Here is a 19,757-nt window from a genome sequence, read left to right on the forward strand (position 1 = left end):
AAAGGCCGGCTTGCGCCGGCCTTTTCATTGTCCTCGGTATTCCTACGGATGAACGATCATTCCGCGGGCGGCAGCGCCATCGGCTCCGCTTCCGGCGCGGGCGACACGACGGCCGCCTGCTTCTCGCGCTCGTCCAGGATCAGCTTGTCGCGCTTCATCGCGACTTCGCGGATCTTGGCCATCGAGGCGCCGGTGCCTGCCGGGATCAGCCGGCCGACGATGACGTTCTCCTTGAGGCCTTCGAGCGGATCGACCTTGCCGTTGACCGCCGCTTCCGTGAGGACGCGGGTGGTCTCCTGGAACGAGGCCGCCGAGAAGAAGGAACGGGTCTGGAGGCTCGCCTTGGTGATGCCGAGCAGAACCGGCGTACCCGTGGCGATCTTCTTGCCCTCTTCCTTGGCCTTCTCGTTCAGCGCGTCGAACTCGATCTTGTCGACCTGCTCGCCCGAGATCATGTCCGTGTCGCCCTGGTCGGTGACTTCCACCTTCTGGAGCATCTGACGGACAATCACCTCGATGTGCTTGTCGTTGATGAGCACGCCCTGGAGCCGGTAGACCTCCTGGATCTCGTTGACCAGATAGGCCGCGAGCTCCTCGATGCCCTTCACCGCCAGAATGTCGTGCGGCGCCGGGTTGCCTTCCACGATGAAGTCGCCCTTTTCGACGACGTCGCCGTCCTGAAGGTGGATGTGCTTGCCCTTAGGGATCAGGTACTCGCGCGCCTCGTCGGTCTTGTCCATCGGCTCGATCGAGATGCGACGCTTGTTCTTGTAGTCGCGCCCGAACCGGATGGTGCCCGCGATTTCGGCGATGATCGCCGCATCCTTCGGACGCCGGGCCTCGAACAGTTCCGCCACCCGCGGCAGACCGCCGGTGATGTCACGCGTCTTGGCGCTTTCGGTCGAGACACGGGCGAGGATGTCACCCGGGTTGACCTTGGCTCCGACGTCGACCGAGAGAATGGCATCGACGGACAGCATGTAGCGGGCATCGCCGCCACGGGCGAGCTTGAGCACCTTGCCGTCCTTGCCCTTGACCACGATGGCCGGACGCAGGTCCGCGCCGCCGCGGGTCGAGCGCCAGTCGATGACCACGCGCTTGGCGATACCGGTGGCTTCGTCCAGCGTTTCCGAGATCGACTGCCCTTCGACCAGATCCTCGAAGCCGATGGTACCTTCGACTTCGGTGAGGAGCGGACGGGTGTAGGGATCCCACTCAACGATGCGTTGGCCGCGCTTGACGGTGTCGCCTTCGTCGACATGCAGGCGCGAACCGTACTGGATACGGTGCGTCGCACGCTCGGTGCCGTCGGCATCGACGATCGCGATCACCATGTTGCGGACCATCGCGACCAGATGACCTTCGCTGTTTCGGGCGATGGCCTTGTTCCGGATCACGATCTTGCCGTCGAAGTTGGATTCGACGAACGACTGCTCGTTGAGCTGCGCCGCACCGCCGATGTGGAAGGTGCGCATGGTCAGCTGGGTGCCCGGCTCGCCGATCGACTGCGCCGCGATGACGCCGACGGCTTCACCGTGGTTGACCGGCGTGCCGCGGGCAAGGTCGCGGCCGTAGCACATGCCGCAGATGCCGTTGACGAGTTCGCAGGTCAGTGCCGAGCGGATCTTCACCTCCTGCACACCACCCTGATGGATGGCGTCCAGATGGCTCTCTTCCATCAGCGTACCGCGCTTGATGATCACCTTGCCCGAGCTGTCGCGCACGTCTTCGCAGGCCGTGCGGCCCAGGATGCGCGAACCGAGCGAGGCAACCACGGTGCCGGCATCGACGATGGCGCGCATCTTGATGCCGAGCTTGGTGCCGCAGTCGTTCTGCGTGATGATGCAGTCCTGCGCGACGTCGACCAGACGACGGGTCAGGTAGCCGGAGTTCGCGGTCTTCAACGCGGTGTCCGCGAGGCCCTTGCGGGCGCCGTGGGTCGAGTTGAAGTACTCGAGAACCGAGAGGCCTTCCTTGAAGTTCGAGATGATCGGCGTCTCGATGATCTCGCCCGACGGCTTGGCCATCAGGCCGCGCATGCCGGCGAGCTGGCGCATCTGGGCCGGCGAACCGCGGGCACCGGAGTGAGCCATCATGTAGATCGAGTTGATGTCAGCATCCGCCCCGCTCGCCGTCTTCTTGGTCGAGGAGATCTCCTTCATCATCGCCTTGGCGATTTCTTCCGTGGCCTTCGACCAGGCGTCGACGACCTTGTTGTACTTCTCGCCATGGGTGATCAGACCGTCGTTGTACTGCTGCTCGAAATCCTTCGCCAGCGTACGGGTGGTGTCGACGATCTTCCACTTGGAGTGCGGAACGACCATGTCGTCCTTGCCGAACGAGATGCCGGCCTTGAACGCGTTGTAGAAGCCGAGCGCCATGATGCGGTCGCAGAAGATCACAGTCTCCTTCTGACCGCAGTGGCGGTAGACCTGGTCGATGACGCCGGAGATCTCGCGCTTGGTCATCAGCTTGTTGATGATCTCGTACGAAATGCGCGGGTTCTTCGGCAGGAGATTGCCGAGCATGACGCGACCTGCGGTGGTCTCGATCCAGCGCGTCGAGACCTTGCCGGTCTCGTCCATGCCCTGCCACCGATACTTGATCTTGGTGTGCAGGTGGATGACCTTCGCGTGCAGCGCATGCTCGAGCTCGGCCATGTCGCCGAAGATCTTGCCCTCGCCGGGCAGGCCTTCGCGCATGATGGAGACGTAGTACAGACCGAGCACGATGTCCTGCGACGGCACGATGATCGGCTGGCCGTTCGCCGGATGCAGGATGTTGTTGGTCGACATCATCAGGACGCGCGCTTCCAGCTGCGCCTCGAGCGACAGCGGAACGTGCACGGCCATCTGGTCGCCGTCGAAATCGGCGTTGAACGCGGCGCAGACCAGCGGGTGGAGCTGGATCGCCTTGCCCTCGATCAGCACGGGCTCGAACGCCTGGATGCCGAGGCGATGCAGCGTCGGCGCTCGGTTGAGCAGCACTGGATGCTCGCGGATGACCTCGTCCAGGATGTCCCAGACCTCGGGCCGCTCCTTCTCGACCAGCTTCTTGGCCTGCTTCACGGTCGTGGACAGGCCCTTCGCGTCAAGCCGCGAGTAGATGAACGGCTTGAACAGCTCGAGCGCCATCTTCTTCGGCAGGCCGCACTGATGCAGGCGCAGCTCGGGACCGACCACGATCACCGAACGGCCCGAATAGTCGACACGCTTGCCGAGCAGGTTCTGACGGAAGCGGCCCTGCTTGCCCTTGAGCATGTCGGCGAGCGACTTCAGCGGACGCTTGTTGGCGCCCGTGATGACGCGGCCGCGGCGGCCGTTGTCGAACAGCGCATCGACCGCTTCCTGAAGCATGCGCTTCTCGTTGCGGATGATGATGTCCGGGGCGCGCAGCTCCATCAGTCGCTTCAAGCGGTTGTTGCGATTGATGACGCGGCGGTAGAGGTCGTTGAGGTCCGAGGTCGCGAAGCGGCCGCCGTCCAGCGGCACCAGCGGACGCAGGTCCGGCGGAATCACCGGGACCACGGTCATGATCATCCATTCCGGCTTGTTGCCGGAGTGGCGGAACGCTTCCACGATCTTCAGGCGCTTGGCGAGCTTCTTGTGCTTGATGTCGGAGTCGGTCTCCTGCATCTCGATGCGCAAGGAGGCCTCGAGCTTCTCGAGATCCATGCCCTTGAGCAGCTCGCGGATCGCCTCAGCGCCGATCATGGCGGTGAAGGAATCCTGGCCGTACTCGTCCTGCGCCTTCAGATACTCGTCTTCCGACAGCAGCTGACGGTCCTTCAGCGCGGTAAGGCCCGGCTCGAGCACGACGTAATATTCGAAGTAGAGGATCCGCTCGAGATCCTTCAGCGTCATGTCCAGCAGGAGGCCGATGCGCGAGGGCAGCGACTTCAGGAACCAGATGTGGGCGACGGGGGCTGCGAGCTCGATATGGCCCATGCGCTCGCGCCGGACGCGCGACAGCGTGACCTCGACCGAGCACTTCTCGCAGATGATGCCCTTGTACTTCATGCGCTTGTACTTGCCGCACAAGCACTCGTAGTCCTTGATCGGCCCGAAGATGCGGGCGCAGAACAGGCCGTCGCGCTCGGGCTTGAAGGTACGGTAGTTGATGGTCTCCGGCTTCTTGATCTCGCCGTAGGACCAGGACAGAATCTTCTCTGGAGACGCGATCGAGATCCGGATCTGGTCGAAGACCTGAGCCGGAGTCGTCGGGTTGAAGAGATTCATAATTTCTTGGTTCATCGTCTTCTCCTCGCGTGCCGGTCGCCTACGGCCGCAAATTCGAAAATCACTCGAGCGGGGCGCCCTGCCCTCAAGGCCTCGGGTCGGGCGCCGATGCCCGGCCGTGAAGGCCGGGCATGAAAGGTCGTATTACTCGGCCGCTTCCGACGTCGGCGCCGGTCCCACCTTGGAATTGTGCAGGTCGACGTTGAGGCCGAGCGAGCGCATTTCCTTGACCAGCACGTTGAACGATTCCGGAATACCGGCCTCGAACGTGTCGTCGCCGCGCACGATCGCCTCGTACACCTTGGTGCGGCCGGCGACGTCGTCCGACTTCACCGTCAGCATCTCCTGGAGCGTGTACGCCGCGCCGTAAGCTTCGAGCGCCCACACCTCCATTTCGCCGAAGCGCTGGCCGCCGAACTGCGCCTTGCCGCCCAGCGGCTGCTGGGTGACGAGCGAGTACGGACCGATCGAACGCGCATGGATCTTGTCGTCGACCAGATGGTGCAGCTTGAGCATGTAGATATAGCCCACCGTCACCTTGCGATCGAACGCATCGCCGGTGCGGCCGTCATACACGGTCGACTGACCCGAAGCGTCGAGACCGGCAAGCTTCAGCATCTCCTCGATGTCGGCTTCCTTGGCGCCGTCGAACACCGGCGTCGCGATCGGCACGCCGCGGCTCAGATTGTGGCCGAGCTCGATCAACTCGTTGTCGTTGAGCGACTTGATCGTCTCGTCCTCGCCGTAGACCTTCTTCAAGGTTTCCTTCAGCGGCCTGATGTCCTGCTTCGACAAATAGGCATCGACCGTCTGGCCGATGCGCTTGCCGAGGCCGGCGCAGGCCCAGCCGAGATGGGTCTCGAGGATCTGTCCGACGTTCATGCGCGAGGGCACGCCCAGCGGGTTGAGCACGATGTCGGCGTGCGTACCGTCTTCGAGGAACGGCATGTCCTCGATCGGCACGATCTTCGACACCACGCCCTTGTTGCCGTGGCGGCCGGCCATCTTGTCGCCGGGCTGGATCTTGCGCTTCACCGCGACGAAGACCTTGACCATCTTCATCACGCCGGGCGGCAGCTCGTCGCCGCGCTGAAGCTTCTCGACCTTGTCGAGGAAGCGCTGTTCCAGCCCCTTCTTCGACTCGTCGTACTGCTTCCGCATGGCCTCGATTTCGGCCATCAGCTTGTCGTTCGGCGAAGCGAACAGCCACCACTGCGACTTCGGGTACTCCTCGAGCACCGCACGGGTGATCTTGGTGTCCTTCTTGAAGCCCTTCGGACCGGCGATGCCCTGCCGTCCCTCGAGCAGCTCGGCAAGACGGTTGTAGACGTTGCGGTCCAGGATCGCCTGCTCGTCGTCGCGGTCCTTGGCCAGACGCTCGATCTCTTCCCGCTCGATCGCCAGAGCGCGCTCGTCCTTGTCGACGCCGTGACGGTTGAACACGCGCACTTCCACGATCGTGCCCTGCACGCCCGGAGGAACGCGCAGCGAGGTGTCGCGAACGTCGGAGGCCTTCTCGCCGAAGATGGCACGCAGGAGCTTTTCTTCCGGCGTCATCGGGCTTTCGCCCTTCGGCGTAATCTTGCCGACCAGGATGTCGCCGGCGCGCACTTCCGCGCCGATGTACACGATGCCGGCTTCGTCGAGGTTCTTCAGCGCTTCTTCCGAAACGTTCGGAATGTCGCGGGTGATTTCCTCGGGCCCGAGCTTGGTGTCGCGCGCCATCACCTCGAATTCCTCGATATGGATCGAGGTGAAGACGTCTTCCTTCACGATCCGCTCGGAGAGCAGGATCGAGTCTTCGAAGTTGTAGCCGTTCCACGGCATGAACGCGACGAGCACGTTCCGGCCGAGCGCGAGCTCGCCGAGATCGGTCGACGGACCGTCGGCGATGATGTCGCCCTTCTTGACGATGTCGCCGACCTTCACCAGCGGACGCTGGTTGATGCAGGTCGACTGGTTGGAGCGCTGGTACTTCATCAGACGGTAGATATCGACGCCCGACTTGGTCGGATCGAGATCTTCGGTGGCGCGGATGACGACGCGGGTCGCGTCGATCTGGTCGATCACGCCCGAACGGCGCGCCGCGATCGCGGCACCCGAGTCACGCGCAACGACGCCTTCCATGCCGGTGCCGACGAACGGAGCCTCGGCGCGAACCAGCGGCACCGCCTGGCGCTGCATGTTCGAGCCCATCAGCGCGCGGTTGGCGTCGTCGTTCTCGAGGAACGGGATCAGCGCCGCGGCAACCGAAACGAGCTGCTTCGGCGACACGTCCATGTAGTCGACCTTGTCCGGCGTCACCGGCAAGACTTCGCCGGCGTGACGGCAGACCACGAGGTCTTCGGTGAAGCGGCCCTTCGGGTCGAGCGGCACGTTGGCCTGCGCGACCGTGTAGCGGCCCTCTTCCATCGCCGAGAGGTACACGACCTCGTCGGTGACGCGGCCGTCCTTGACCTTGCGGTAGGGCGTCTCGACGAAGCCGTACTTGTTCACGCGCGCGAAGGTCGCGAGCGAGTTGATCAGGCCGATGTTCGGACCTTCCGGCGTCTCGATCGGGCAGATGCGGCCGTAATGCGTCGGATGCACGTCGCGCACCTCGAAGCCGGCGCGCTCGCGGGTCAGACCGCCCGGTCCGAGCGCCGAGAGACGGCGCTTGTGGGTGATCTCCGACAGCGGGTTGGTCTGGTCCATGAACTGCGAGAGCTGCGAGGAGCCGAAGAACTCGCGCACGGCGGCAGCCGCCGGCTTGGCGTTGATCAGGTCCTGCGGCATGACCGTGTCGATGTCGACCGAGGACATGCGCTCCTTGATCGCGCGCTCCATGCGCAGGAGGCCGATGCGGTACTGATTCTCCATGAGCTCGCCGACCGAGCGCACACGGCGATTGCCGAGATGGTCGATGTCGTCGATTTCGCCCTTGCCGTCGCGCAAATCCACCAGCGTCTTGATGACGGAGAGGATGTCTTCCTTGCGCAGCGTGCGCTGGGTGTCGGGCGCATCGAGGTCGAGGCGCATGTTCATCTTGACGCGGCCGACCGCGGAGAGGTCGTAACGCTCGGAATCGAAGAACAGCGACTGGAACATCGCCTGCGCCGAATCCAGCGTCGGCGGCTCGCCCGGACGCATCACGCGATAGATGTCGAACAGCGCGTCCTCGCGCGTCATGTTCTTGTCGGCCGAGAGCGTATTGCGGATGTAGGCGCCGACATTGACATGGTCGATGTCGAGCAGCGGCAACTCCTTGTAGCCGTGCTCGTTGAGGGCCTTCATGGACTTGTCGGTGATCTCTTCACCGGCTTCCGCGTGGATCTCGCCGGTCTTGGGATTGACGAGGTCCTCGGCGAGATAGTTGCCGACGAGCTCCTCATCCGACAGGCGCAGCGCCTTCAGCCCCTTCTCCTGCATCTGACGCGCACCGCGGACGGTGAGCTTCTTGCCGGCCTCGAGCACGACCTTGCCGGTGTCGGCGTCGATCAGGTCGTTGATGGTCGAGTAACCGCGGAAACGGTTGGCGTCGAACGGAACGCGCCAGCCTTCCTTGGTCCGCTTGTAGAGGATCTTCTTGTAGAACGTGGACAGGATCGCCTCGCCGTCGAGGCCGAGCGCGAACATCAGCGACGTCACCGGAATCTTGCGGCGACGGTCGATACGCGCATACACGATGTCCTTGGCGTCGAACTCGATGTCGAGCCAGGAACCGCGATACGGGATGACACGGGCGGCGAACAGTAGCTTGCCCGAGGAATGGGTCTTGCCCTTGTCGTGGTCGAAGAACACGCCGGGCGACCGGTGCATCTGCGAGACGATGACGCGCTCGGTGCCGTTGACGATGAAGGTGCCGTTCATCGTCATGAGCGGGATGTCGCCCATGTAGACGTCCTGCTCCTTGATGTCCTTCACCGACTTCGCGCCGGTTTCCTCGTCGATATCGAACACGATGAGGCGCAGCGTCACCTTGAGTGGTGCCGCGAAGGTCATGCCGCGCTGGCGGCACTCGTCGACGTCGTACTTCGGCTGTTCGAACTCGTAGCGGACGAATTCCAGCATCGAGGTGCCCGAGAAGTCCGAGATCGGGAACACCGAGCGGAACACCGCCTGCAGACCCTCGTCGAGGCGTCCGCCCGCGGGTTCGTCGACCATCAGGAACTGGTCATAGGATGCCTTCTGAACCTCGATGAGGTTCGGCATCTCGGCGACTTCCTTGATGTGTCCGAAGAACTTGCGAACGCGTTTGCGACCGGTGAATGTCTGCTGCGCCATCGTGGCCTCTCATTTCGTCGCCCGCTCGGGGCGCGTCGTCCAAGAAGCGGCTGCCACCACTCCCCGGGTTGAATTTTTCGAACCCGTTTTGGGGACCAAAAATCCAGTTTCAGGCCGTCATGTCCTGAATCTGTTCTTCAGATCTTCAAAACGCAAAACGACGCGCGGGGCGCATAGGCACGCCCGCCCGTCACAACGATCGTCTTCACGGACTGCAAAAGCCCGAAATAGCTTGCTCTCCCAACGGCTTACAGGGAAATCCGGCATCCCTGCCCACCGCGCTTTCGTGCTGCCGACCCGATATGGGGCGACAATAGTGGAGATTCGAGGGGTAAACCCTCAAATCCCCACACTTTTCCGTGTTCGGCCTGCGTCGGGACGTTCCGTCGCACGCCTTTTGCATCTGGCCCACCCTTTCGAGATGGTCAGAGATCCCGGTTTCGCTGACGCTCGCCGGGATCTTGTGCCAGTAAGCGTTGCTTACTTGAGCTCGACCTTTGCGCCAGCCTTCTCGAGCTGGACCTTGATCTTCTCGGCTTCGTCCTTGTTCACGCCTTCCTTGACAGGCTTCGGCGCGCCCTCGACGAGGTCCTTTGCTTCCTTCAGGCCCAGGCCGGTGATGGCGCGGACTTCCTTGATGACCTCGATCTTCTTGTCGCCGGCGGCGGCCAGAACGACCGTGAACTCGGTCTTCTCTTCCGCCGGAGCGGCGGCAGCAGCGGCGGGACCGGCAACGGCCACTGCCGCAGCGGCGGACACGCCCCACTTTTCTTCGAGGAGCTTCGCGAGTTCGGCAGCTTCGAGCACGGTGAGGCTCGAGAGGTCGTCAACGATCTTCTGCAAGTCAGCCATTGTTCAGTTTCCTTGAATGTAAGTCTGGTTCGGGTTTGAGTTTTGCGAAGGGCGTCAGGCCGCTTCGCCCTTTGAGGCATGAGCCTGGATGACGCGCGCGAGCTTGCCCGCGGGCGCATTGGCGAGCTGAGCGAGCTTGGTCGCCGGGGCCACAAGCAGGCCGACGATCTTTGCACGCAGCTCGTCAAGCGACGGCAGCGAGGCAAGAGCCTTCACGCCGTCGACATTCAGGACGGTCGTTCCCATCGAGCCGCCGATGATGACGAACTTTTCGTTCGTCTTGGCGAATTCGACGGCGACCTTTGGCGCCGCTACCGGATCATTCGAAGTGGCGATCACGGTCGGTCCCTTCAGCATGGGACCGATGGCAACGACGTCAGTGCCTTCAAGAGCAATTTTGGCGAGACGGTTCTTCGAGACCTTCACCGAGGCGCCAGCCTGCTTCATCTGCGTCCGCAGCTTCTGCATCTGGGCAACGGTCAGGCCGGAATATTGGGCAACGACCGCGACGCTCGTGGTCTTGAAGACCCCATTGAGCTGTTCGACCGCTTCCTTTTTTGCCGCTCGTTCCACAGCAAGCTCTTTCCGGTTGGCGGTCATCGCGAAAGCGGGACCGCCGGGTTGCACCCATCGTCCCGCCCAAACCTGAACCTCAGGGCCAAAACCCATCGGACACGCCGGGCAAGACGACAATTCAAAGCCTGCCCTCCGGGAGCCCGCTAAGGCCCACGGCGTGTCGAGGTCCGAACCAGACCCGTTCCGCGGAGCCAGCCGTAAAGCTGGGCGCGAAGTGAAATCCGGTCTTCACCCGTCTATGCAGGCCATGCGATTAAGCCGTTGAGAAATCGAGATTCCCCGCGGGCGCCTGCAGTCTTGGACAGGACAAGGTCAGCCGGCGAACCGCCCGACCTCTGCCCGCACTCCACCAACCGACGGGTTTTCTTCCCTTTTCCGGCAAATCCTTACGGACGTCCTGAAAAGGAATGATCTCCTGTCTTGTCGGGTTTTCGGAATGCGTGCACGAACGCGCCAGCCGAGGCCGGCACGTCCGGAAGCGGTTCTTTAACCGCTCGGAGCCTGCTTGCCAAGAGCAAAATTCACACCAGTTCCAATCCGTTGCCGCGGATGCCTGTCCTGGGCCGACAAGGGCTGATTCAGGCTCATTTGACCCCATGAGGCAGCGACTTGCCCTCGAAGAACGCGCCTAGATTCGTCAGCACGCAATCCTGCATGGCGACGTGCGATTCGAGGGTGTGACCGCCGATATGCGGCGCGAGCACTACGTTAGCGAGCGCCGTCAGGGCGTCGGGGGCGTGCGGTTCGTTGTCGAAGACGTCGAGGCCGGCCCCCGCAATGGTCTTGTCGGTCAGGGCCGCTACCAGGGCCTTCTCGTCGATGACAGAGCCGCGGGAGATGTTGACGACATAGCCGTCCGCGCCCAGGCGCTTCAGGATGTCCGCATTGACGACATGCTGGGTGTCGGCCCCTGCCCGGACCGCGATCATCAGCACGCTGCACCAATCGGCCAGCGCCTCCAGGGTCGGGAAATATTGATAGGGCAAATCGTACTTAGTCCGGCTGAAATAGCCGATTTCGCTCTCGAAGGCGGCACAGCGCGCGGCGATCTTGCGACCGATCTCGCCCATGCCGTAGACGCCGATGCGGCGGCCGGGCATGCCGGCCTTGGGCCGCATCATCGGCGACGGCATTGACGCCACCCAATCGCCGCTGCGGACATATTGGTCGGCAGCCAGGATCCGCCGCGTCGTCGCGAGCATCAAGGTCATCGCGATGTCGGCGACCGAGGCCGCATTGGCGCCCGGGCTGTGGCCGACTTCGATGTTGCGGGCTGCGGCCGCCTTCAGGTCGATGCCGTCATAGCCGGTGCCATAGCAGACGATGGCGCCGAGCTTCGGAAACAGGTCCATCGCCTCCGCGTCGAGCGGCGTGCCGCCCGCGGTGAGCAGCGCGCGGATGCCACTCAGTTCATCGGCCGAAAACACTTCGCGCGCGGGCTTGCCGCCGGTATCGAGCAGTTCGAACCGCTCGGCGAAACGCACCATCATCGTCTTGGGAAAGCGCGAGTAGATCAGGACCTTGTCAGCCATTGTTCTTGTTTCCGGTAAACGTCGCCACAAACGATGAGGGGCGGAATCGGTTGCCCGATTCCGCCCCTCACCTCATGCAATTTTCAAACCTTAGCCGAGAATGGTGCCCGGCTCGACCTTCACGCCCGGGCCCATCGTCGAGGACACCGCAACGCGCTGGATGTAGGTCCCCTTGGAACCGGCGGGCTTGGCCTTCGAAACAGCATCGGCCAGCGCCTTGATGTTCTCGACCAGCTTCTCCTCGGAGAACGAGGCCTTGCCGACGCCGGCCTGCAGGATGCCGGCCTTCTCGACACGGAACTCGACCGATCCGCCCTTGGCACCCTTCACCGCACCGGTGACGTCCATGGTCACGGTGCCGATCTTCGGGTTCGGCATCAGGCCGCGCGGGCCGAGCACCTTACCGAGACGGCCGACCAGCGGCATCATGTCGGGGGTGGCGATACAGCGGTCGAAATCGATCGAGCCGTTCTGCACCTTCTCGACCAGGTCTTCGGCGCCGACGACGTCGGCGCCCGCAGCCTTGGCCTCGTCGGCCTTGGCGCCGCGGGCGAACACGCCGACGCGGAGCGTACGGCCGGTGCCGTTCGGCAGGGTCACGACGCCGCGGACCATCTGGTCGGCGTGGCGCGGATCGACGCCGAGATTGATCGCGACCTCGATGGTCTCGTCGAACTTCGCTTTCGCGCGTTCCTTGACCATCTTGATGGCGTCCGCGAGCGGGTAAAGCTTTTCGCGGTCAACACCTTCGCGGGCTTTGTTCAAACGCTTTCCGATTGCCATGAGCCCTTACCCCGCCACTTCCAGACCCATCGAGCGGGCAGAGCCCTCGACCATCTTCATGGCCGATTCGATGGTGTCGCAATTGAGATCCTTCATCTTCTTCTCGGCGATCTCGCGCACCTGCGCCTTGGTCACCGCGCCGGCCTTGTCGCGGCCCGGCGCCTTCGAGCCGGACTGGATTTTTGCAGCCTGCTTGAGGAAGAAGGACATCGGCGGCGTCTTCATCTCGAAGGTGAAGGAACGGTCCGCATAGATGGTGATGACCACCGGGATCGGGGTGTTCTTCTCTTCCTTCTGGGTCTGGGCGTTGAACGCCTTGCAGAACTCCATGATGTTGAGACCGCGCTGACCGAGCGCGGGACCGATCGGGGGCGAAGGATTCGCCGCACCGGCCGGGACCTGAAGCTTCAGGTATCCGGTCACTTTCTTTGCCATGTATCACTCCTGTTGTGCCGGCCTGGACCGGCGGTTTCAGGTTCCGTGGTTGGGATCGAGCGCGGCTGGCAACCGCCCTCTTCCTCCCACGGCCTATTTTCGCGCGAAGCTTCGCTTCACGCGTCGTCCGGTCAGACCTTCTCGACCTGACCGAATTCCAGCTCGACCGGCGTGGCGCGGCCGAAGATCGACACCGCGACCTTCACGCGCGAGCGCGCCTCGTCGATTTCCTCGACCACACCCGAGAACGAGGCGAACGGGCCGTCGGCCACGCGCACGTTCTCGCCGATCTCGAACGACACCGACGCCTTCGGCCGTTCCACGCCCTCCTGCACCTGGTGCAGGATGCGCATGGCCTCGGATTCCGAGATCGGCATCGGCTTGTTTTCGGCGCCGAGGAAGCCCGTCACCTTCGGCGTGTTCTTGATCAGATGAAACGCCTCGTCGGTCAGCTTCATCTTCACTAGCACGTAGCCCGGGAAGAACTTGCGCTCGGCGTCGATCTTGCGGCCGCGGCGCACTTCCGTGACCTTCTCGGTCGGGACCAGCACCAGCTCGAACAGCTCCTCGAGCCCGCGCTGCTTGGCCTGCTCGCGGATCGATTCGGCGACCTTCTTTTCGAAATTCGAATAGGCGTGGACGATGTACCAGCGCTTGTCAGACAATTGAGCCGTTGCTGTTGCCATCAGTGGATGCCCAGAAGGAAGGTGATGAGGTAGCGGATGATCTGGTCGGCGGCGAAGAAGAAGATCGAGGCCACGGCGACCATCACGAACACCATGATGGTGGTGATCGTGGTCTCGCGGCGGGTCGGCCAGGTGACCTTGGCGGTCTCCGAGCGCACTTCCTGCAAGAACTTGAACGGGCTGACTGCCATCGTTTGATGTCCAACGTCCGTCGACAGACGCGAATGAATTTCAGGGATCCGAACAGCCGCCGTTGGCCCAGCCCTCTGTCTTGAAGGATGAGCCGGAAACCGGGCTCGATTGTTCGGGGATTTCAAAGCCGCGCCGGAAATCCGCGTTTAACGGGCCGGCAGCGAGTGCGGGGTATCTACTGCGGATGGGACCAAAGGTCAAGATAGAGAGGGCTCGCACGGACAACCCGACCTCCCCGGACGACCGAACAGAGCCCAGGCCGATCAAGGGCTTATCTGCCCCTGCCAAAGCGCCGTCCCGGAGCTTCAGCCGGTTCCTTGCAGAACGACAGTAAAGGGGTCCCTCTCCTGCCCCCCTTTAGCGACCTGGCACGGTCAGTCGGCCCGATCGACCACGGAGATACCGGGCAGCGGCACCACGAACTTTCCGCCCTCGGCGAAATAACGGGCATGCTTGGCCCGGATCGGATCCACATAGCGCCAAGCGAAGACGACGACGAACGCCGGCTTGCGCTCGTAAAGGGCTGCGGGCGGCAGAATCGAAATGTCGTATCCCGGGCCGGCCATCACGTTCGCCTTCTTGGGGTCGTCGTCCACCAGGAAGTCGATCTTGTTCTCCAGGCCGAACTGCGGCAGCAGGGTCGTGGTGCCGACGGAGACGCCGTAGCCGGCCACCAGCTGACCGCGCGCGTGGGCGGCATCGGCCATCGCGACCAGCTCGTCCCGGATGGCGGCGATTCTCTTCGCATAGGGCGCATAATAGGCCGGCCGGTCGACGCCGAGCCGGTCTTCCTCGGCGACGAAGCGGGCAACCTCCGCAGACGGCTTCTTGGCGCCGCCAACGCGCTGCACCGTCACGCGGATCGAACCGCCCTTGGTCCAGATGTGCTGGACGTCGATCAATTCCATGCCGAGCCGCGCGAAGAAGCGCGTCAGCGGCTTGATGTTAAAATACGACAGATGCTCGTGGTAGACAGTGTCGAGAAGGTTCTTCTCGGTGACGTCAACGCCGTATTGCGTCTCGAAAACGAACAACCCGTCCGGCGCAAGCACGTCGCGAACCCCGATCACCAGCGGATCGAGATTGTCGACATTGGCGATCATGTTATTGGCGATGACGACGCTGGCCGCACCATGGCTCTGCAGAATGCGGTGACCAATGGCATCGGTGAAGAAATCGCCGATAGTCTCGATCCCCGCTTCCGTCGCACGCCGCGCGATGTCGACGGCGGGATCGACACCCAGTACCCGCATGCCGCGCTCTTTGAAGAAGCCGAGCAGCGAGCCGTCATTGCTGCCGAGTTCGACGACCAGCGAGCCCGGCGCAATCCCGAAACGGCTGATGACGTCGTTGGCATAGCCTGCGAAATGCTCCCGCAGGCCGAGCGAGAGCGAGGTCGTGTAGACGTAGTTGCGGTACTGGATCTCCGGATTGCCGACATGGAGAATCTGGAGGTGGCCGCAGTCTGCGCACAGGTGCAGCGCCATCGGCACGGCGGCCCGAAAGACGGGATCGTCGACGCTGGCGTCCGGCACCTGGAAGTTCGGCGTGCCAATGGGCATGCCAGCCATGGGGACGACCAGTTCCTGCTTGTCCGAATGACAAAGGCGGCAGGTATGACGAACGTAGAACAGGTTTTTCATTGTGGGACCGGAAAACGGAGACACGCGCGGGTGAGGCAATCCTACCCTGTGGAGATCAGATCGGCGGCAATGATTCAAGAGCGATCAAGGGTGGCTCGATACCTCCTCGGCTTTCGCCAGCCCGTAGTCCGCCGATGCTTCCGCAGCCTTCGCTGCCTTGTCCGCCGAATATGAGCCGCGCTCCCGACTTGCTAGCCAGATCACGCCGCCTGCGAGACCGATGAGGACGCTGACGGCACCCAGCAGGATTGAAACCGACAGCGCTTCCTCGGAAGGAACGCCCGCCAGACCGAGACAGGCGACCATCGCCCCTTCACGAACGCCCCAGCCGCTGATCGAGATCGGAACTGCGGTCAGCAGGATCACCGGCGGAATCAGAACGGCGGCGTCCACCACCGAGAGTTGCGCTCCTACGCCGCGGGCCAGGGCATAACAAGCCGCCGCCGTCACGAGATGGATGAGGAGCGCCGATCCGAAAAGCAAACCGCGGTGCTCGGATTGCAGGAGAAGGAATCTGACGAGCGTTCCGAACCGGACGAAGCTCGCGATCGCGGGAAACGCGATGAGGCGCTTGGGCAGGCGATCGAGCGTCAACAGCACCACGGTGCCGGCGACGCCCGCCAATGTCAGCCCGCCGATGGCCAGGATCGCGGCCTGATTGGACACGCGCGACATCAGGAACGGCAATCCGGCCACCATCAGCACGATCAGCCCGATCAACGCCGTGAAACGGTCCGCTGCAACGCCCTTGACCGCTTCCGGCCACTGCACGCCACGCTGGCGCAGCAGCCACATTCGCACCGCATCGCCGCCGACCGACGACGGCAATACCTGATTGAACCAGAGGCTGATCATGAGGATTCGCCAGCCGGCCAGCCAGTCCAGCGACACGCCGAGCGCGCGCATGATCAGCTCCCACCGGCCGTTGAGCGCGAAGGTCTGAACGAATATCAGCGCGAGCGCGAGCACGAACAGGAACGGATCGACGGAGACGAGGTGGGTCCGCAACGCATGCAGATCGAGACCGCGCGCGATGTAGATCAGCACGGCGATCGACAGCAGAAGTTTTACTGAAAACAGGACCGCCTGCTTGAGCCGCGACTGCATCGGATGCCCGCCTCAGGATGCCGGATATTCCGCGCGACCGATAACGAGGTCGATCGCGGCCATCATCCAGAACTGGTGCGTGGTCTCGACGATGTTGTAGCTGCGGCTGTCGGCCCAGAAATTGATGTCCCCGAGGTTGCGCAGGGGGTTGTCCTCGTTCATGCCCGACAGCGTGATCACGCCGAGCTTCATCGTCCGTGCCTGTGCAACCGCATTGAGGATGTTCTTCGAACGCCCCGACGAGCTGATCGCGACCAGACAGTCGCCGGCGCGGGCGCTCAACCGCACGGCATGCGCGATCCAGTCCTCGAAGCCGTAGTCGTTGGCAAGGCACGACATCATGCTTGCATCGCTGAAGCACAGTGCGGGCACAGCGGCGTTCTTCGCCAGATCGATAGCCAGATGCGAGGCGATACCGGCCGAGCCGCCGTTGCCGATGAAGATGACGCGGCCACCCTGCTCGCGGGCGCGCAACCAGGCCGCGCGCGTGGCGGAGATCCTGGCAAAAACACCGTCGTCCGCCGCCGTCGCGCGATGGAGGCGTTGCACGTAATCGTCGAGAAAAGCCTTGTGATCGGGATCGACGGACTCGGCTGGCATGGGCTGGCGGCTCGATTGCAACATGACGGGGTGATACCGGCTATTACCAGGGATTGCAAAGGTATAATACTTGCAAAGTTTGCGAGCGGCTGGTAGTCGGCTTTCGGGTTTCACTCAAACATTGGCGAGCCTGTTTCGCTGGGCATTCGCGTCACGGATGTTCCCCATGAAATGCATCGTTACTGGCGGCGCCGGCTTCATTGGAAGTCACCTCGTCGATCGCCTCCTGGATGACGGCCACGAGGTCATCGCGCTCGACAATTTTGTGATCGGACGGCCCGAAAATCTGGCCGCGCGTGCCAATTCGAGCCAGCTCAACATCGTGCGGGCCGACGTCACCGACCTCGATTCGATCAGACCGTATTTCAACGGTGTCGACTGGGTCTTCCATCTCGCGGCGCTGGCCGACATCGTTCCCTCGATCGAGTCCCCGATCCCCTATCATCGCGCCAATGTCGACGGCACGGTCAACGTTCTCGAGGCCGCACGGCAGGCGGGCGCCAACCGCTTCGTTTACGCCGCATCGTCGTCCTGCTACGGAATTCCCGACGCCTATCCGACCCCGGAGAGCGCCGAGATCCGTCCGATGTATCCCTATGCGCTCACCAAGAATCTCGGTGAGCAGTGCGTCATGCATTGGTGCCAGGTCTACAAGCTGCCCGCGGTCGCGCTGCGTCTGTTCAACGTGTACGGGCCGCGCCACCGTACCACGGGCACTTACGGTGCGGTGTTCGGCGTCTTCATGGCGCAGAAGCTCGCCGGCAAGCCCTTCACGGTGGTTGGCGATGGCGAGCAGACCCGCGACTTCACCTTCGTCAGCGATGTCGCCGATGCCTTCGTGACCGCCGCGCGCTCGGAGGTCTCGAACGAGATATTCAACGTCGGCTCCGACAACACCTACAGCGTCAACCGGCTGGTCGAGCTTCTCGGCGGCGACAAGGTCCACATTCCCAAGCGGCCCGGCGAGCCCGACTGCACCTACGCCGACATCACCAAGATCAAGCGGGTCCTGAAATGGACCCCGAAAGTGAAGTTCGAGGTCGGCGTCGCGACGATGCTGAAGTCGATGGACCAGTACAAGGACGCTCCCCTTTGGACGGTGGACAAGATCGCCGACGCCACCAAGGACTGGTTCAAATATCTTGGTGGCGAAAACGATTCGGCGTCCGGCACGTCGCAGAAGGCAAGCCGTTGAGCCGACGCGTTCGAACTCAATGCTCTCGCCGCCAACCGATCATTTCCGGGTCGGTCAACCGAGACCGACCTGCGCTTTAGGTAATTCACATGGGTAATGCTCCGACAGACAAGCCGACCGGCCATCCGGCCCCGCACGAGAAGATCAAGACGATCGAGGAACTGGCCGCGATCGCGCGGGCCGCGCAGGCAGAAGGCCGGACCGTCGCACTCTGCCACGGCGTGTTCGATCTCGTGCATCTCGGCCATGTCCGGCACATCCTGGCAGCGCGCAACGAGGCTGACGTCGTCATCGTGACCGTGACGGCCGACCGTTTCGTCAACAAGGGACCGGGACGGCCGATCTTTCCGGAGAACATGCGCGCGGAGATGCTGGCCGCGCTCGGCACGGTCGACTGGGTCGGAATCAACCGGACCTCGAGCGCCGAGCCGATCCTCGATGCCGTACGCCCCGACATCTACGTGAAGGGTTCGGACTACGAAAATCCCGAGGATGACGTCACCGGCAAGATCGCCACCGAGCGGGAGGTCGTCGAACGCCATGGCGGCCGCGTCGTCTTCACGCGCGACGTCACCTTCAGCTCGTCGTCGCTGATGAATCGCTACTTCGACATCTACGATCCCCCCCTGCGCGACTACCTCCAGAAGGTGCGCGAAGGCGGCGGCGCCGAACGCCTGCTGAAGCTGATCGACAAGATCCAGGACATGCACGTCGTGCTGGTCGGCGACACCATCATCGACGAATACCAGTACGTCACGGCGCTCGGAAAGGCCTCGAAGGAAAACATCGTCGCCACACTGTTCAAGAACGGCGAGCAATTTGCCGGCGGCGTCATTGCCGCGGCCAATCACGTGGCGAGCTTCTGCAAGTCCGTGGAGATCGTCACGACGCTCGGTGGCAACGACTACCCGGAAGAGTTCATCCGCGCGCATGTCCGCCCGAACGTCACGCTCACGCCGATCCGCATTCAGGGCCGTCCGACGACCCGCAAATTGCGGTACGTCGAGCTTGGATATCTGCACAAGCTCTTCGAAGTATACACCATGGACGACACGCCGCTCGACGAGGCCGAGCGGAAGGAGATCGACCAAATCACCGCCGAGCGCGTTCGCGGCGGGGACGTGGTGATCGTCACCGATTTCGGTCACGGCATGATCGCGCCAAGCACGATCGATGCCCTGATCGCCAACTCCAAGTTCCTGGCGATCAACGCCCAGAGCAACAGCGGAAACCACGGCTATAATCTGGTCACGAAATATCCGCGGGCCGACTACCTCTGCATCGACGCGCCGGAAGCCCGGCTGGCGGCCACCGACAAGTTCAGCGACATCGCGTCGGTGATCGAGAACGGACTGCACGGCAAGATCGACTGCGACAACATGATCATCACGCACGGCTCGTTCGGCTGCTACCCCTTCTCGTCGAAGACCGGCGTGGCGCGCGTTCCCGCTTTCACCAAGACAGTCGTCGACACCGTCGGCGCGGGGGACGCCTTCCTGACGATCACCGCGCCTCTGGTCGCCGCCGGCGGCAATATCGAGGACGTCGCCTTCATCGGCAACGCTGCAGGCGCGATCAAGGTCGGTATCGTCGGCCACCGCAGTTCGGTCGAAAAGGTGCCACTGGTCAAATTCGTCACCGCGTTGCTGAAGTAA

The 19,757-nt window shown here is 63.0% G+C and carries 14 protein-coding genes; 2 read left to right on the forward strand and 12 right to left on the reverse strand.

Annotated features, from left to right (window positions below):
- Nucleotides 1-56 precede the first annotated feature (56 nt).
- The 12 genes from rpoC to JQ572_RS31200 form a co-directional block, all read right to left on the reverse strand.
- Nucleotides 57-4,253 carry a DNA-directed RNA polymerase subunit beta' gene (rpoC, locus tag JQ572_RS31145; RefSeq protein ID WP_211386661.1) on the reverse strand — a complete coding sequence of 1,399 codons (4,197 nt, stop codon included), beginning with the start codon at nt 4,251-4,253 and terminating at the stop codon, nt 57-59.
- 129 nt (nt 4,254-4,382) lie between these two features.
- Nucleotides 4,383-8,501 carry a DNA-directed RNA polymerase subunit beta gene (gene rpoB, locus JQ572_RS31150; protein ID WP_211386662.1) on the reverse strand — a complete coding sequence of 1,373 codons (4,119 nt, stop codon included), beginning with the start codon at nt 8,499-8,501 and terminating at the stop codon, nt 4,383-4,385.
- A 480-nt stretch (nt 8,502-8,981) separates the two neighbouring features.
- Complete coding sequence (rplL, locus tag JQ572_RS31155) at nt 8,982-9,353, reverse strand: 50S ribosomal protein L7/L12 (protein ID WP_211386663.1); 372 nt, start codon at nt 9,351-9,353, stop codon at nt 8,982-8,984.
- 54 nt (nt 9,354-9,407) lie between these two features.
- Nucleotides 9,408-9,926 (reverse strand): 50S ribosomal protein L10, encoded by a 519-nt coding sequence (gene rplJ, locus JQ572_RS31160; RefSeq protein WP_211386664.1) that lies wholly within the window; start codon nt 9,924-9,926, stop codon nt 9,408-9,410.
- Between the two features lie 587 nt (nt 9,927-10,513).
- Nucleotides 10,514-11,461, reverse strand: a complete 948-nt coding sequence (locus JQ572_RS31165; RefSeq protein ID WP_211386665.1) for a 2-hydroxyacid dehydrogenase — start codon at nt 11,459-11,461, stop codon at nt 10,514-10,516.
- Between the two features lie 90 nt (nt 11,462-11,551).
- The gene (gene rplA, locus JQ572_RS31170) at nt 11,552-12,244 is read right to left on the reverse strand and encodes a 50S ribosomal protein L1 (RefSeq protein ID WP_014494487.1); all 693 of its coding nucleotides are present in this window, start codon (nt 12,242-12,244) and stop codon (nt 11,552-11,554) included.
- A 6-nt stretch (nt 12,245-12,250) separates the two neighbouring features.
- Nucleotides 12,251-12,679, reverse strand: a complete 429-nt coding sequence (gene rplK / locus JQ572_RS31175; RefSeq protein WP_045008228.1) for a 50S ribosomal protein L11 — start codon at nt 12,677-12,679, stop codon at nt 12,251-12,253.
- 131 nt (nt 12,680-12,810) lie between these two features.
- The gene (nusG, locus tag JQ572_RS31180) at nt 12,811-13,365 is read right to left on the reverse strand and encodes a transcription termination/antitermination protein NusG (protein WP_008136441.1); all 555 of its coding nucleotides are present in this window, start codon (nt 13,363-13,365) and stop codon (nt 12,811-12,813) included.
- Nucleotides 13,365-13,556, reverse strand: coding sequence for a preprotein translocase subunit SecE (secE, locus tag JQ572_RS31185; protein WP_007611620.1), 192 nt, complete (start codon nt 13,554-13,556; stop codon nt 13,365-13,367). Before secE ends, nusG begins: the two co-directional genes overlap by 1 nt.
- A gap of 375 nt (nt 13,557-13,931) precedes the next feature.
- Nucleotides 13,932-15,200, reverse strand: coding sequence for a class I SAM-dependent methyltransferase (locus tag JQ572_RS31190; protein WP_211386666.1), 1,269 nt, complete (start codon nt 15,198-15,200; stop codon nt 13,932-13,934).
- A gap of 84 nt (nt 15,201-15,284) precedes the next feature.
- Complete coding sequence (locus JQ572_RS31195) at nt 15,285-16,307, reverse strand: lysylphosphatidylglycerol synthase transmembrane domain-containing protein (RefSeq protein ID WP_211386667.1); 1,023 nt, start codon at nt 16,305-16,307, stop codon at nt 15,285-15,287.
- A 12-nt stretch (nt 16,308-16,319) separates the two neighbouring features.
- Nucleotides 16,320-16,907 (reverse strand): SIS domain-containing protein, encoded by a 588-nt coding sequence (locus tag JQ572_RS31200; RefSeq protein WP_249129548.1) that lies wholly within the window; start codon nt 16,905-16,907, stop codon nt 16,320-16,322.
- 166 nt (nt 16,908-17,073) lie between these two features.
- Between JQ572_RS31200 and JQ572_RS31205 the strand changes: the two genes are divergently transcribed.
- Together JQ572_RS31205 and JQ572_RS31210 are read left to right on the forward strand one after the other, a co-directional pair.
- Complete coding sequence (locus JQ572_RS31205; RefSeq protein WP_211386668.1) at nt 17,074-18,102, forward strand: SDR family oxidoreductase; 1,029 nt, start codon at nt 17,074-17,076, stop codon at nt 18,100-18,102.
- An 89-nt stretch (nt 18,103-18,191) separates the two neighbouring features.
- Complete coding sequence (locus tag JQ572_RS31210) at nt 18,192-19,757, forward strand: PfkB family carbohydrate kinase (protein ID WP_211386669.1); 1,566 nt, start codon at nt 18,192-18,194, stop codon at nt 19,755-19,757.

This window comes from Bradyrhizobium sp. SZCCT0153 (assembly GCF_018129995.1).
GTDB classification, from domain to species: Bacteria; Pseudomonadota; Alphaproteobacteria; order Rhizobiales; family Xanthobacteraceae; genus Bradyrhizobium; species Bradyrhizobium japonicum_G.